This window comes from Actinomycetospora sp. CA-053990 (genome assembly GCF_050948445.1).
GTDB lineage: Bacteria > Actinomycetota > Actinomycetes > Mycobacteriales > Pseudonocardiaceae > Actinomycetospora > Actinomycetospora callitridis.
On record NZ_CP192043.1, the window covers coordinates 5,369,773 to 5,383,932 of the forward strand.

Here is a 14,160-nt window from a genome sequence, read left to right on the forward strand (position 1 = left end):
GTGGCCGGGAACTCCAGGAACCCCGGGAACTACCGCGCGGGTCGCGGCGACCAGCACGCCATGGACTGCGACGGGTGCCGGGAGGCGATGTCGGCCGCCCTCGACGGCGAGGCCGACGCCGCCGAGCAGGCCCGGATCGACGCGCACCTCGACGGCTGCCCCGCCTGCCGGTCCTGGCAGCGGGACGCCGCGCTCGTGACGCGGCACGCGCGCACGGCGGCGGTCGGGGCGGGGCCCGACCTGGTCGACCGCGTCGTCGGCGCCGCCCCGCGGCCTCGGTGCGGTGGCGCCGGGTGTCCGCGCGGGCCGGGCTCGCCGCCGTCGGGCTGGCGCAGGCGGTGCTCGGGCTCGTCTCGCTGCTCGGTGCCGCGACGCACGCCCACGCGATGACCGATCCGCTGATGGTGCTCGGCGCGGGCATGGCGCACGCGACGCACGAGACGGCGGCGTGGAACCTCGCGCTCGGCGTCGCGTTCCTCCTCGGCGCGCTGTTCACCCGGCACCTCGCGGGGCTGCTGCCGGTGCTGGGCGCCTTCATCGCGGTGCTGGCGGTGCTCAGCGGCCTCGACCTGGTCGCGGGACGCGTGGAGCCCGGCCGTGTGGTGTCGCACCTCGTGCTCGTCGCCGGCTTCCTGCTCGGGCTCGCCGTCGTGCGCTCCGGGCCGCGCCCCGGGACGGGCCCGAGCCCGGGGGCGCGGTGGTGGCGGCCGGGTGGTCGCGGCGTGGTCCCCGACGACGGCCCCACCCGGCCCGCGCCGACGCCCTGGGAGCGTGAGTCCGACGTCGCGTGAACCGGGCGCGCCTGAACTCGGGGTTGCCGGAGCGAGGGGCGCCCTCGCTGCCGTGGTGGTGGGCGCGGTGGTCGCCGGGGTGGTCGCCGTGGCCCTCACACGGGGTGGGGCGCCGTACGCCGCGCTGGGCGTCACCGCCCCGCCGACCGTGGTGCAGGTGGCGACGCCGCTCGCCCGCCTCGTCGTGCTGCTGGCGGGCGGTGCGTGCCTGGGCGGCCTGCTCGGGGCCGTCATCGCGCGGCCGACCACGGGCGGTGGACGGGCGCTCGGCGCGCACGGCTACCGCGCGGTGCGCCGGGCCGGCGCCGCCGCCGGCGTGTGGGCGGCCGGTGCCCTGGCCGCGGCCGCGCTCACCGTGCTCGGCGGCACCGGGGGCGACGCCCACGTGCTCGCGGCCCCGGACGCGTTCCTCACCGCCGCCGGCGCGCTCGAGGAGCCCACCGGCTTCCTCGTCGCCGCGGTCCTCGCGGCGGTGGTGTGGGTGCTCTGCCGCGTGACGCTGTCGTGGCGCACGGCGGTGGGCGCGCTGCCGCTCGCCGCGCTCGCCGTCGTCGCCCCGGTGGTCACCGGGCAGGTCGCGAGCGCCGGCGCCGGGCACGACGTCGCCACCGACGCCGCCGCGCTGGCGGCCGTCGCGGGCGCGGTGTGGTTCGGCCTGCTCGCTCTCGAGGTCCTCGCGCCCGGACCCGACCGCGCGCGCCCGGTGGTGCTGGTCGCCGCCGGCGTCGCGGTCGCGGGCACCGTCGTCGTCGAGGTGGTCCTCGTGCGCGGGGGCTGGCTCACCGGCGTCCACGGCCCGCTCGCGCTCGTCCTGCTGGTGCTGCTCGTCGTCGCCCTCGTGGCGCGACGACGGGCGCTCGTGCTCCTCACCGCCGCCGCCGGCGTCGCTGCCCTGCTCGCCGCCGAACCGGCCCCGGCCCTCGCGGCCCCGACGACGATCCAGGACACGCTGCTCGGCTACTCGCTCGACGCCCCCACCGTGCTCGGCCTGCTCGGACCCGGGCGGCTGAACCTGCTGTGGGCGGTGGTGGCGCTCGTCCTCGCGGGGACGTACCTCGCCGGTGCGTGGCGGCTCCGTCGCCGCGGCGACGCCTGGCCGCCCGAGCGGAGCGCCGCGTGGCTCGCCGGGTGCGCGCTCCTGCTCTGGGCGACGAGCTCGGGGCTCGGCTCCCACGCGATGGCGACGTTCAGCGCGCACATGGGCGTCCACATGCTGCTGTCGATGCTGGTCCCGGTCCTGCTGGTGCTCGGCGGTCCGGTGACGCTCGCGCTGCGCGCCCTGCCCGCGACGCCCGACGGGCCCCGCGTGTGGCTCCTGTCGCTGCTCGACGCCCCGCTCGCGCGGGTGCTCACCCACCCGCTGGTGTCGCTCGCGCTGTTCGTCGGCTCGTTCTACGCGCTGTACTTCTCGCCGCTCTACGCGCTGGCGCTGCCCTACCACTGGGCGCACCAGCTGATGTTCGCCCACTTCCTGCTCACCGGCGTGCTCTTCTTCTGGCCGATCATCGGCGTCGACCGCGCGCCCCGGCCGGTGCCGCACCTCGGTCGGCTGGCGCTGCTGCTCGCGGCGATGCCGTTCCACGCGTTCTTCGGCGTCGCGCTGATGGGCGCCGGCACCGTGATCGGCGAGCAGTTCTTCCGCCAGCTCGCCCTGCCGTGGGTGCCGGACCTGCTCGCCGACCAGCACCTCGGCGGCGGCATCGCCTGGGCGTCGGGCGAGGTCCCGCTGCTCGTGGTGGTCCTCGCGCTGCTCGTACAGTGGTCGCGCGCCGACCAGCGCGACGCGACCCGCCGCGACCGGCACGCCGACCGCGACGGCGACGCCGAGCTCGCGGCGTGGAACGCGATGCTCGCCGACCTCGCCCGCGGCCGCTGAGCGACCGTCACGACCCGCCGGGAACCGACGGGCCCCGCGGCGCGACCGGCAGGACGAGCGCCGCGAGGGTCGGCGCCCCCGATACGAGGAGGAACCCCCGGATGGCCACGCGCCCGAAGCGCCCTGCACCGCCGAAGCGCACGACGTCCCGAACGCCGTTGATCGTCGGGATCGTCGCCGTGGTGCTGGTCGCGGCCGTCGTCTTCGGGGGCGTGCTGTTCTCCGCAGGCGGCTCCTCGGACGCCTCGGGTCAGGCGATCCCGGTCACCCCGGTCGCGGCCTCCTACCCGACGATCGTCGAGGGCGGTGTCGTGACCGCCGGCGGGCCGGCACCCCACACCATCGACCTCTACGAGGACGCGCTCTGCCCCGCCTGCCAGTCCTTCGAGCAGCGGGCGGGCGAGCCGATCACCCAGGCGATCGCGGCCGGGCGCGTGCAGGTCCGCTACCACCTCGTGAACCTGCTCGAGCAGCGCTCGAACCCGCCCGGCTACTCCTCGGCGGGCGGCAACGCGATCATCTGCGCGGCCGAGAACGGGGCCTTCCCCGCCGTCCACGCGAGCCTCTACGCCGCCCAGCCGCCCGAGGGCGGCCGCGGGTACGACACCGCCCAGCTCGTCGACCTCGGCCAGCGCGCCGGCGCCGGGCCGGGCTACGCCGAGTGCGTGACGAGCAACCGCCACGCCGGCGAGATCGCCCAGAACTTCGAGCAGGCGTCCAACGACCCCGCCCTCCAGCGCCAGGGCAGCTTCGGCACCCCGACCATCGTCGTCGACGGGAAGCTCCAGCAGCAGGGCTCGACCGAGCTCGACCAGGTGCTGGGCGGCTGACGGCGCGCTCCGATCGGTGATCAGGGGCGCGTCATCCACGGAGTGCGCGCCCACGGCGCACACCAGGTGCCCCTGATCATCGCAGCGCAGGGCGGAGGGCGACTCAGCGCAGGCGCAGGCTCGAGGAGACGACGAGCAGGGACGACAGCGCCATGGCCAGGCCGGCGAGCAGGGGGTTGAGCAGGCCGGCGACGGCCAGCGGGATCGCGGCGACGTTGTAGCCGAAGGCCCAGGCGAGGTTCACGCGGATCGTGAGGTGGGTGGCGCGGGCGAGGGCGAGCGCCTCGGGGACGGCGGTGAGGTCGTCGCGCACGAGGATCACGTCGGCGGCCTCGAGCGCGACGTCGGTGCCCGTGCCGACGGCGAGCCCCAGGTCGGCGGCGGCGAGGGCCGGGCCGTCGTTGATCCCGTCGCCGACCATCGCCACGACCGCACCCGCCGCGCGGCGCTCCGCGAGCACGGCGAGCTTGCCCTCGGGCAGCACGCCGGCGACGACGTCGTCGATCCCGACGGCCGTGGCCACCGTGCGGGCGGCGCGCTCGTGGTCGCCGGTGAGCAGCACCGGGTGCAGGCCGGCGGCGCGCAGGGCCGCGACGGCCGGGGCCGCGCTGGGCTTCACGTCGTCGGCGAGCACGACCGCGCCCCGCACGACGTCGTCCCACCCGACCGCGACCACGGTGTGCCCCGCCTCCTCGGCGGCCTCCCAGTCGGCGCGCAGGTCCTCGGGCACCCCGGCGTCGAACAGGTCGGGTCGCCCGACGGTCACCTCCACCCCGTCCACGACCGCCCGCGCGCCGAGCCCGGGCAGGGCGACGAAGTCGACCGGTGCGGGCACCTCCCCCGGGTGGTGCGCCACGACCGCCGTCGCGATCGCGTGCTCCGAGCCCCGCTCGACGGCGGCGGCGCGCGCCAGGACGACCTCGGGGCCCCGCACCGCCACCACCGCCATCCGGCCCGTCGTCAGCGTCCCGGTCTTGTCGAGCACCACGGTGTCGACGCGGCGGCTCGTCTCGAGCGCGTGGTGGCCCTTGAGGAAGATGCCGCGCCGGGCGCCGCGCCCCGACGCCACGACCATGGCCATCGGCGTCGCCAGGCCCAGCGCGCACGGGCAGGCGATCACGAGCACGGCGAGCGCGGGCGAGAACCAGTCGGCGCCGAGGAACCACCACCCGAGCCCGGTCGCGACCGACAGCACTACCACCGCCGGCACGAACCACGCCGAGATCCGGTCGACGAGGCGCTGGACGTCGGCCTTGTCGGCGCGGGCGTCCCGCACCAGGCGCACCATCCCGGCCAGCGCGGTCGCCTCGCCGACCGCGGTCGCCTCGACCACCAGCCGCCCGGACACCGCGACCGTGCCGCCGACCACGGGGTCGCCGACCTCCGCCTCGGACGGCACCGGCTCCCCGGTGAGCATGCTGCGGTCCACCGCCGAGCGCCCGGACACCACCCGCCCGTCGGCCGCGACCTTCTCGCCGGGCCGGACCACGAACCGGTCGCCCACGCCGAGCTCGCCCACCGGCACGCGACGCTCGCTGCCGTCGTCGTCGAGCACCGTGACGTCGCGCGCGGCGAGCCGGGCGAGCGCCGCCAGCGCGTCGCCGGAGGCGCGACGGGCCCGGCGCTCGACGTAGCGGCCGGCGAGGACGAAGGTCGTCACCCCCGCCGCGACCTCGAGGTAGACGGGGCCGCTGGGGTGCAGCAGCAGGTCCCAGGTGCTCGCGCCGGGGGCCGGCCCCGCGCCCCGCACGACGGCGACCAGCGACCACACGGTCGCCGCGATGATCCCGAGCGAGACCAGCGTGTCCATCGACGTGGTGCCCTGGCGCAGTCCGGCCAGCGCGCGCCGGTGCAGCGGCCACGCCGACCAGACGACCACCGGCGCGGCGAGCGCGGCGAGCACCCACGGCCAGCCGGGGAAGCGCAGCGAGGGCACCGCGGCCATCGCCAGCGCCAGGTCGGCCACCGGGACGAAGAGCGCGGCGGCGACCACGAGGCGACGCCAGAGGTCCCGCAGCTCCGCGTCGTCGGACGGCTCATCCTCCGAGGCGACCGGGCGCGCCGGCCGCGCCGTGTAGCCGAGCTTCCCGACGGTCTCGACGACCGTGGCCGTCGTGACGTCCGGCGACGCGAGCACGACCCGGGCGCCCTCGCCGGCGTAGTCGACGCTGGCCTCGACCCCGTCGAGGCGGTTGAGCCGGCGCTCGATCCGGGCCGCGCAGGCCGCGCAGGACATGCCGCCGATCTCGAGGTCGACGACGGTGGACGCGACGGGCGGGGCCGTCACAGCCCCACCAGCCCCGCCGCCCACGCGGGGAACGTCGCGACGATCGCGACGACGATCACGAGGTACCAGGCGGCGAGCCCCCAGCCGTGACCGCGCAGCGAGGCCGGCGCGCCGCCGAGCCGGCCCGCGCGCAGGTTCTCGACGGTGACGCACCAGAACATCGCGATGACCGCGACCCACGCGACCATGCACCACGGGCACAGCGCACCGATGACCACGAGGCTCTGCACGATCAGCCAGTGCACGAACAGCATCCCGGCGGTCGTGCCCGCCTGCAGGCCCCACCAGGCCCAGCGCGGCAGCACGGCCCCGCCGAGCACCAGGGCGCCCAGGGCCGCGGCGACGGGGAACGTCGCGAGCCCGATGACGGGGTTCGGGAAGCCGAGCACCGACGCCTGCGCCGTGCGCATGATCGTGCCGCAGGACAGCACCGGATCGATGCTGCACGACGGGACGAACGTGGGGTCGGCGAGCAGCGCGAGCTTGTCGAGCAGGAGCAGCAGCGAGACGACTGCGCCGACCAGGCCGCCGACGAGCAGCACGCCGCCGACACCGCGCAGAGAGACGGTGGCGTCCTCACCCGCCCGCGTGTCGGAGACGTCCACCCCCTGATGGTGCGCCCCGACGACGGGGAGGACATCGGTGGGTGGGGACGGGATCGTGGCCATCGTCGTACCGGTCGTCGTCGGACCCTCGCGAGTTCCCCGATGCCTCCGGCACGTGAGTGATCTGGGTCGTCGGGACGGCCGATATCGCTCACGTGCCGAAGGCATCGGGCGGCGGCCTAGACTCGACGGACGCAACCGGTGCGACCCCGGGCCGACGCAGGAGGAACCCGCCAGGTGGAACGGCAGCCCCGGACGAGCTCCCGATGACCAGGCCCGCAGGGCCGGACGGGCCGTCCCCCTCCGCGACGGGTTCCCCGCTGCCCCGTTACGGCTGGATCGCCCGGGCCCGCGACTGGTGGCAGGCCCGCGCCGATGCCCGCGCCGGGCTGCCGAGCCTCGAGCCGGGACGCCCGGTCGGCACGCCGGCGCTCGAGGAGTTCCACCAGATGTTCCTGGCCCGGGTCCACCGCGAGCGGCTGCGCGTCGACCTCGAGGTGTCCCCGATGCACCAGACCCGGGCGACCCTCGCCGCACGCCTCCCGGAGACCGAGGAGGCGCTGGCCCGGGCCCGCGCACGCCTCGACGCGTTGCCGGTGCTCCTCGACACCGACCAGCTCGCCGTGCGCCGCGGCGGCGAGGGCGAGACCGCCGACGACGTCGTCGCCGCCCGCCGCGGCCGCGAGCACGAGGCCACCCGGCGGCCCCTCGTCGACGAGGGCGCGCGGCTGCACTCCCAGCTCACGCAGATGCGCGTGGAGTTCGCACGCCTCGGCAGCTCGATCCGCGCGTGCGAGCTCGTCGGCGCCACCCGCGTCCGGCGGCTGCACGCACAGGTCATGCGGCGGGTCAGCGCGTACGAGCGCCACCTCGTCCGCCGGCACCCGGCCGGCGACCGCATCGGCCCCGCGCTGGCCGCCCAGCACCCCGTCGTCCCCGGGTGGGTCGTCGCCGCCGAGACGGCCGACCCGGGTGCCGCGGGTGCCGGGGACACGGGCCCCGTCCCGGCGTCGTCACCGCACGGCGCGACCCCGCCGTGGGGCACCGCCACCGCACCCGCCGCCCGCCGTGCCCCCGAGACCGCCCCCGAGACCGCCACCGGGTCCGGCGCCCCGACCCACCAGGAGTAGCCATGGCCACCCGCAGGTTCTGGCCCGGGCGCCGCAGCGAGACCGCCCGTCCCCCGACACCGACGCCTCCGTCGGGCCCCCAGCAGGGATCGTCGAGCGCGCCGCTCTCGCACCTGCCCGGGGTGAGCTTCGCGGCCGCGTCGCCGGAGGAGCGCCGCTTCGCCCAGGTCTACGCCGCCGACCGTGTCGGGCCCATGCCCTACCCGAACCAGGCCTCCCCCGACATCGGGGCGGCACGCGGGCGCGTGCGCACGCTCGTCGCCGAGCTGCTCGAGGGCGTCGACGAGGGCACCGGCGGCGCGCTCGACCCGCTGATCGCGTCCTGGGCGTCGGGCTGGCTCTCGCGCATCGACTCCCAGCACGCCGACCACCAGGCCGTCATCGACCGCCTCGTCGGTGGTGCGCGCCAGCAGCTGGCGGACGCCGAGGCCGCGCACGAGCGCGACCGCCGCGCGCTCGGGATCGCCCGGCGCGACTACGACGAGGCCCGCGAGCGGCTCACCGAGCCGGTCGGCGGTGACGACGACCGGCCGCCCGCCCGTCGTGACACGGGGCGGCACGCGGACCGGGCCGGGGACCGCACCGAGGACTTCTTCGTGCCCCCGGCCGATCCGCCGACCGGGCCCCTCCCGCGTCGGCCGTCCGGGCGCGGGCCGAGCGACCCGTCGACCCACCCGTCGACCTACACTGCGCCGTCCTCCCCCGACCGTGGAGACCCGATGACCGACGACCGTGCCGACAGGGCCGACAGGTCGGGCCGATGAGCGCCGACGGCGGTCTCCGCGCGCGCTTCGGCCGCTCGCGGGGTGATCGCAGCGGGGACCTCGGCGGCGCGCGGCCGCGCTCGTACCGCGACGCCACGCTGATGATCAACCGCTCGCGGGAGGACTACCTCTCGCTGACGATCATCCTGCTCGCCATCGGCGGCGACATCGCGGCGTTCTACGTCGTGCTCGCCCGCGTGTTCCGCGGCTCGCCGCTGCTCATCGTGCTCGGCACGGTCGGGTTCGCGGCCGCGGCCGTGGGGCTCGCGCACCTCGTCGGCCAGGGGCTGGCGCGGCGGCGCTGCGGCGACCCGCGCGCGTCGGTCACCCTCACCGTGCTGGCGGCGCTGACCTGGCTCCTGCTGGGCGTCAGCGCGTTCTACACGCGGCTCATGACCCCGAGCAGCTCCTCGTCCGGTGGCTTCGGCTCCGGGTCCGGTGGGGGCTTCGGGTCGGGCGGCTCCGGGGGTGGCTTCGGCTCGGGCGGGTCCGGCGGCGGCTTCGGCGGCTCCTCGTCGGGCATCGAGCTGACGGCCCTGCTGCCCGCGATGCTCTTCGGTGCCCTGTTCCTCGCCAGCGGGATCGCCGCGATGGTGGCGACGTTCCTGTCGTTCAACCCGGTCGCGGGCGCCCTGCGCCGCGCCGAGCGCCGCATGCAGGACGCGACCGAGAAGGAACGGGCGAGCCGCGCCGAGCTGGAGCGTGCCCGCGAGGCGCTGCGCCAGCAGGAGAACGAGCGCGAGCGCGAGGACCAGCGCTGGCGCGCGGCGCGCCAGCAGGTGGTCGCCGAGATGCTCGAGCTGCAGAACTACGCCCGCACCCTCATGGCCTCGAAGAAGGGCAACCCGTCGGTCACCGACGGGCTCACCGGCTCGGCGTTCTACCCGCTGTTCACCCCGGCCAACGAGGTCGTGCCCGGCGAGGAGGCGCCGCCGGAGATGCGCCCGTTCACCCCGACCGTCCCCGAGCCCAGCCCGAACGGAGACCATCGTTGACGAGCCGCACTGCCGGCCTGCTGTCCGTTCTGCTGGCCGCGGCGCTGGCCGCCGGCTGCTCGAGCGGTGAGGACGCCGCCGGCGGCGGGTTCTCCGGCGGGGGCGGGAGCGCGCTGTCCTGCCCGGTACCGGTCGGCCCCCTGGCGTTCGCGGTCTCCGGCCGCTCGAACAGCCCGGAGCCGGGACTGCCGCAGGCCGTCCAGGACGCCACGGTCTCGGTGCTCACCCGCGCCGTCGACGAGGGCTACGAGCCCCGCATCACGCTGGTGAACGTCGACGGCCGGCCCGTGTCCGCGGGCAGCGAGACGTTCTCCAGCGACGCCGGCAACGGCATCGCCGCCGAGGACGACCGCAACCAGTTCCTCAACGGGTTCGGCGAGGCGGTCACGGGCCTGCGGGCGCAGACCCCGGAGGTCGACGTGCTCACCGCGCTCGACCTCGCGGGGCGCTCCGCCGGCGGCAACCGGCCCGGCACGGTCGTGCTCGTCGACTCCGGGCTCTCGACGGTCGCCCCGCTCGACTTCCGCCAGCGCGGGCTCCTCGACGCGCCGCCCGCCGAGACCGTCGAGGCCCTGCGCGCGAACAACGCGCTGCCGGGGCTGCAGGGCGAGACGGTCGTCCTCGCGGGCCTCGGCGACGTCGCCGAGCCCCAGCCGGCGCTGAGCCCCGCCCAGCGCTCCTCGCTGGTCGCGCTGTGGACGGCGATCGCCACCGCGGGCGGCGCCTCGTGCGTCGCGGTCGTCGACGAACCGCGCGGCGGCGACGCCCCGAGCGACGCGCCTGCGGTGAGCGTCGTCGACGTCCCGCCGCCGCCGACGATCACGCCGGGACAGACCACCGCGCTCCCGGACGACAATTCCGTCGGATTCCAGCCGGACACCGCCGAGTTCCGCGACCGGAATGCCGCGCGCGCCGTCCTCACGCCGTTCGCGCAGTTCCTGACGGAATCGCCGTCGCGACGGATCGCGCTCACGGGCACCAGTGCGCGCGCGGGCACCGAGGCCGGCCAGGTCGACCTGTCGACCCGGCGCGCGGAGGCGGTCAAGGCCCTGCTCGTCGAGCTCGGGGCACCGGCGGACCGCATCTCCACGCGGGGGGTGGGCAGCCGCTTCCCCGGCTACGTCAACGACGTGGGCCCCGGCGGCCGTCAGCTGCCGGGACCCGCCAGCGCCAACCGCACGGTGATCGTCGAGCCCTCCGGGTGACCGTCCGGTGACAGACGGTCGACACCCCGGCTCCCCCGCATTCCCGGGGAAACGTGGCTGCCGTCACAGTACGATGTGGTCACGGAGATCCCCCGGCGCGCGCACCCGGTCGGAGCAGCGTCGATGGCGCCTTTCGACCCAGAGTGTGACGTCGCGCTGAATCGATTCTGCCGACCGTACGGCCTTGCTGGTGCTTCCGACTCGGCGCCTGCCTGCCTAGCGTCGTCTCCCCGGAAGCGTCACCGACGTCCGGAGGACACATGACCACAGCCGCAGACCGGAGCCCCGACACCGCGGCTGGCCTCGAGGAGACCTACACCGAGGCCGATGTTCATCAGGAGTTCGGGGAGAACCCGAACGAGGTCCGAGACACGAACCATTACCAAGAGGAATACGTCAAAGGGTTCGTGGACAAGTGGGACGACTACATCGGCTGGGAGGGTCGCGCCGCCAGCGAGGGGTCGTTCTTCATCGACCAGCTCAGTGCCCGGGGAGTCGAGAAGGTTCTCGACGTCGCGACGGGCACCGGCTTCAACTCGGTCCAGCTCCTGAAGGCGGGTTTCGAGACGGTCTCCGCCGACGGCAGCGCGGAGATGCTTGCGAAGGCCTTCCAGAACGGTCGCCAGCACGGGCACGTCCTGCGCGTGGTCCAGGCCGACTGGCGCTGGCTCAACCGCGACGTCCACGGTGAGTACGACGCCATCATCTGCCTGGGGAACTCGTTCACCCACCTGTTCAACGAACGGGACCGCCGCAAGGCGCTGGCCGAGTTCTACGCGATGCTCAAGCACGACGGCGTCCTGATCCTCGATCAGCGCAATTACGACGAGATCCTGGACAACGGCTTCTCGTCGAAGCACAAGTTCTTCTACTGCGGCGACACCGTGACCGCGGAGCCCGAGTACATCGACGACGGGCTCGCCCGTTTCCGGTACACGTTCCACGACGACGGTTCGGTGTACCACCTCAACATGTTCCCGCTGCGCAAGGACTACGTGCGCCGGCTCATGCGTGAGGTCGGGTTCCAGAAGATCGATTCGTACGGCGACTTCCAGGAGACCTACGGGACCGAGAGCCCCGACTTCTGGATCCATGTCGCGGAGAAGACCTACCGACCGGACGATGAATTGACCGAGAACTACTCGACCGCGGTCCACACCGCGCGGGACTACTACAACTCGACCGACGCCGACACCTTCTACCACGAGGTGTGGGGCGGCGAGGACATCCACGTCGGGCTCTACAACAGCCCCGACGAGCCCATCGCCCCCGCCTCGCAGCGGACGGTGGAGCGGATGGCCGAGGGCATGAACATCACCGCGGAGACCCGCATCCTCGACATGGGCGCGGGCTACGGCGGATCGGCGCGCTGGCTGGCCAGGACCTACGGCTGCCACGTGACCTGCCTGAACCTCTCCGAGGTCGAGAACGACCGGAACCGCGAGAAGAACCGCTCGCAGGGTCTCGACCACCTCGTCGACGTCGTCGACGGGTCGTTCGAGAGCATGCCGGTGCAGGACAACTACTACGACCTCGTCTGGTCGCAGGACGCGTTCCTGCACTCCGGCGAGCGCCGTGAGGTCGTCGCCGAGATCAACCGCGTGCTCGTGCCGGGCGGTCAGGTCGTCTTCACCGACCCGATGGCCGACGACAACGCGGACACCTCGGCGCTCGCGCCGATCCTCGCGCGCCTGCACCTCGACACCCTCGGGTCGCCGGGGTTCTACCGCGAGGAGTTCGCGAAGCACGGCTTCAACGACTTCACCTTCGAGGACCACACGGACCAGCTCACGACCCACTACGGGCGCGTGCTCTCCGAGCTCGAGGCGGCGGAGCCGAAGTTCGAGGGCGCCATCTCCGACGAGTACATCTCGAACATGAAGACGGGCCTGAAGAACTGGGTGAACGGCGGCAAGAGCGGCCAGCTCAGCTGGGGCATCTTCCGCATCCGTCGCTGACGGATCGCGCGGCACGAACGCCGTGACGCACGGGGCCGGCCGGGCCTTCCCGGCCGGCCCCGTGTTGCATTCCGGGGTGGCTCGAGGCGCCCCGACATGCAAGCCCTGCGTCCACGCTGGCACTCAACGCCAGGATCGCCACAGGCTCACTTCGGCGACACGCCGAGGATGTCGTCCAGCGCGCCGGCGAGCGCCGCGGCCACGGCCTCGCGCCGGACCGGGTCGCGGCGCAGCGACCGGGACAGCTCCAGGTGCACGAACGCCGCACCGCACGACGCGGCGTCGAGGCCCTGGACGTTGCGGCGCCCCAGGAGGTCGGCCCAGCGCGGGTCCTCCCCGTGCCCACACGCTCCCCCGCCGCCCGCAGCCGCGCCTCCACGGCGTCCAGCAGCGGCCCGCCCGCGGCAGCCCCCGGGGAGAGCACGACGTCGACGCCGTCGCGGTCCGCGAACCCGTGCAGCTGGATCTGCGGCAACCCCCGCGCGGTGAGGACCGACGCCACCCGGGAGAAGGGGGCATCGGCACGGGACGACACGTCGGCCGGGCAGTCGACGCGGTCGGTCGCCTCGGGCGGCGCGCCGGCGATGCGGTGCGCCCCGGCCTGGAGCAGGAGGGCACCGGCACGGCGGTCGCGCAGGGCGAGCCCGACGAGCTCGGTGTCGAGGTCGGCGTTCGGGTGCGGCACCTCGACGACGACGTCCGGCACCACGCCCGGACGGAGGACGACGACGAGCCACGCGCGCTCGCTCGTCGGGTCGGAGGCGAGCACGAGCGTGTTCCCGGAAACCGTGGCCTCGAGACCCAGCGCCGCGACGTCGGCGGTCTCGCCCCGGCCCAGCGCGGCGGCCAGCGCCTCGATCGCTACGCACTCGTCCTCGTCGGGCGGGCGGTAGGGCACCCGGCGCGTCATCGCGGGGACGAGATCGGCGACGAACGCCGTCACGTCGATCTCGCCCACCGGCACGACTCTGCCAGCCGCGGCGCCCCGGCCGCCGGGGCACGTCCGACCTGCGCGGCGTGCCCCTCGCCCGCCGCGCAGGTCAGCGCGCGGGCTGCGGCGGGCCCCAGACCGGACGGGAGGCGGCGACGGGCGTCCCCGGCGCGCGGCCGCGACGGATCGGCGGGCGACGCGGGGGTCGCGGGCCGTGCGCGCCGGGTGCGGGCGGCGGGACGGCCGGCCCCCGACGGGGACGAGGGCACGCGGCGCGGCGGATGCCGGGGTGACCGACGTCGGGGTGACCGACGTCGGCGCGTCCGGCGGCGGCACGGTCGGCGGCACCACGAGACCCCGCGGGGCGACCGGGGCGACCGTGGCGGCGACCGGCGCGAGCCCCGGGACGCCGGTGTGCGCGGTCGGCGCGGCGGGCGACCCGGGCAGGACCGTCGTGGTGGCCGGCGGCGCCGGCGCCAAGGTGATCAACGGGGACTTCGAGCGCCTAGAAGCAGCGAGATACCCGTTCGCTGCGTCGGGGGCCGGTCCGCCGGGGGCCGGTCCGCCGGGGGCCGGTCCGCCGGGGGCCGGCGCGGCGGGTGCATCCGGCGTCGCGACGTAGGGCCACGGGCCCCGGTGGACGGGGGAGGTCGCGAGGCGACGGCGGGAGCGGCCGGGCGGCCCCGCGGGCCCGTCCTCGAGCCGCGCGTGGCGCCCGTTCGGCCCGGATGATGTTGCTCCGGGAGGTGCGGCCGGTGCTGCCATGCGGACCAGTGTGGAGGTCGCCG

At 75.6% G+C, this 14,160-nt stretch carries 13 protein-coding genes; 10 read left to right on the forward strand and 3 right to left on the reverse strand.

The window, feature by feature from the left end:
- Positions 1-60 precede the first annotated feature (60 nt).
- From ACQPYN_RS27425 to ACQPYN_RS27440, 4 genes are all read left to right on the forward strand, one after another.
- Positions 61-390, forward strand: coding sequence for a zf-HC2 domain-containing protein (locus tag ACQPYN_RS27425; protein ID WP_433039073.1), 330 nt, complete (start codon positions 61-63; stop codon positions 388-390).
- Positions 294-791 (forward strand): hypothetical protein, encoded by a 498-nt coding sequence (locus ACQPYN_RS27430; RefSeq protein ID WP_433029793.1) that lies wholly within the window; start codon positions 294-296, stop codon positions 789-791. The genes ACQPYN_RS27425 and ACQPYN_RS27430 overlap by 97 nt, the downstream gene beginning before the upstream one ends.
- A 52-nt stretch (positions 792-843) precedes the next feature.
- Entirely contained in the window at positions 844-2,667 is a 1,824-nt protein-coding gene (locus ACQPYN_RS27435; RefSeq protein ID WP_433029795.1) for a cytochrome c oxidase assembly protein, read from the forward strand.
- Between the two features lie 101 nt (positions 2,668-2,768).
- Entirely contained in the window at positions 2,769-3,497 is a 729-nt protein-coding gene (locus ACQPYN_RS27440) for a DsbA family protein (protein WP_433029797.1), read from the forward strand.
- A gap of 103 nt (positions 3,498-3,600) precedes the next feature.
- Here the strand turns inward: ACQPYN_RS27440 and ACQPYN_RS27445 are convergent, their stop codons facing one another.
- Positions 3,601-5,784: a heavy metal translocating P-type ATPase gene (locus ACQPYN_RS27445; RefSeq protein ID WP_433029799.1), complete on the reverse strand. Its 2,184-nt coding sequence runs from the start codon at positions 5,782-5,784 to the stop codon at positions 3,601-3,603.
- Entirely contained in the window at positions 5,781-6,389 is a 609-nt protein-coding gene (locus ACQPYN_RS27450) for a vitamin K epoxide reductase family protein (protein WP_433029801.1), read from the reverse strand. The genes ACQPYN_RS27445 and ACQPYN_RS27450 overlap by 4 nt, the downstream gene beginning before the upstream one ends.
- Before the next feature lie 266 nt (positions 6,390-6,655).
- On the opposite strand from ACQPYN_RS27450, the gene ACQPYN_RS27455 reads away from it, so the two are divergent.
- From ACQPYN_RS27455 to ACQPYN_RS27475, 5 genes are all read left to right on the forward strand, one after another.
- Positions 6,656-7,519, forward strand: coding sequence for a hypothetical protein (locus tag ACQPYN_RS27455; RefSeq protein ID WP_433029803.1), 864 nt, complete (start codon positions 6,656-6,658; stop codon positions 7,517-7,519).
- Between the two features lie 2 nt (positions 7,520-7,521).
- Positions 7,522-8,283 carry a hypothetical protein gene (locus tag ACQPYN_RS27460; RefSeq protein WP_433029805.1) on the forward strand — a complete coding sequence of 254 codons (762 nt, stop codon included), beginning with the start codon at positions 7,522-7,524 and terminating at the stop codon, positions 8,281-8,283.
- Positions 8,280-9,278, forward strand: a complete 999-nt coding sequence (locus tag ACQPYN_RS27465) for a hypothetical protein (RefSeq protein ID WP_433029807.1) — start codon at positions 8,280-8,282, stop codon at positions 9,276-9,278. Before ACQPYN_RS27460 ends, ACQPYN_RS27465 begins: the two co-directional genes overlap by 4 nt.
- Positions 9,275-10,483, forward strand: a complete 1,209-nt coding sequence (locus tag ACQPYN_RS27470) for an OmpA family protein (protein ID WP_433029809.1) — start codon at positions 9,275-9,277, stop codon at positions 10,481-10,483. Before ACQPYN_RS27465 ends, ACQPYN_RS27470 begins: the two co-directional genes overlap by 4 nt.
- A gap of 260 nt (positions 10,484-10,743) precedes the next feature.
- On the forward strand, positions 10,744-12,441 hold the full coding sequence (locus ACQPYN_RS27475) for a methyltransferase domain-containing protein (protein ID WP_433029811.1): 1,698 nt from the start codon (positions 10,744-10,746) through the stop codon (positions 12,439-12,441).
- Here the strand turns inward: ACQPYN_RS27475 and ACQPYN_RS27480 are convergent.
- The gene (locus ACQPYN_RS27480; protein ID WP_433029813.1) at positions 12,410-13,399 is read right to left on the reverse strand and encodes a hypothetical protein; all 990 of its coding nucleotides are present in this window, start codon (positions 13,397-13,399) and stop codon (positions 12,410-12,412) included. The genes ACQPYN_RS27475 and ACQPYN_RS27480 overlap by 32 nt on opposite strands.
- Positions 13,400-13,661: 262 nt before the next feature.
- Between ACQPYN_RS27480 and ACQPYN_RS27485 the strand changes: the two genes are divergently transcribed.
- Positions 13,662-13,994 carry a hypothetical protein gene (locus tag ACQPYN_RS27485; protein WP_433029815.1) on the forward strand — a complete coding sequence of 111 codons (333 nt, stop codon included), beginning with the start codon at positions 13,662-13,664 and terminating at the stop codon, positions 13,992-13,994.
- The last annotated feature ends 166 nt before the right edge of the window (positions 13,995-14,160 follow it).

Coding starts and splice junctions, on each gene's coding strand:
- ACQPYN_RS27425 (WP_433039073.1), top strand. CDS start 61: ATGGACTGCGACGGGTGCCGGGAGGCGATGTCGGCCGCCCTCGACGGC.
- ACQPYN_RS27440 (WP_433029797.1), top strand. CDS start 2,769: ATGGCCACGCGCCCGAAGCGCCCTGCACCGCCGAAGCGCACGACGTCC.
- ACQPYN_RS27455 (WP_433029803.1), top strand. CDS start 6,656: ATGACCAGGCCCGCAGGGCCGGACGGGCCGTCCCCCTCCGCGACGGGT.
- ACQPYN_RS27460 (WP_433029805.1), top strand. CDS start 7,522: ATGGCCACCCGCAGGTTCTGGCCCGGGCGCCGCAGCGAGACCGCCCGT.
- ACQPYN_RS27465 (WP_433029807.1), top strand. CDS start 8,280: ATGAGCGCCGACGGCGGTCTCCGCGCGCGCTTCGGCCGCTCGCGGGGT.
- ACQPYN_RS27475 (WP_433029811.1), top strand. CDS start 10,744: ATGACCACAGCCGCAGACCGGAGCCCCGACACCGCGGCTGGCCTCGAG.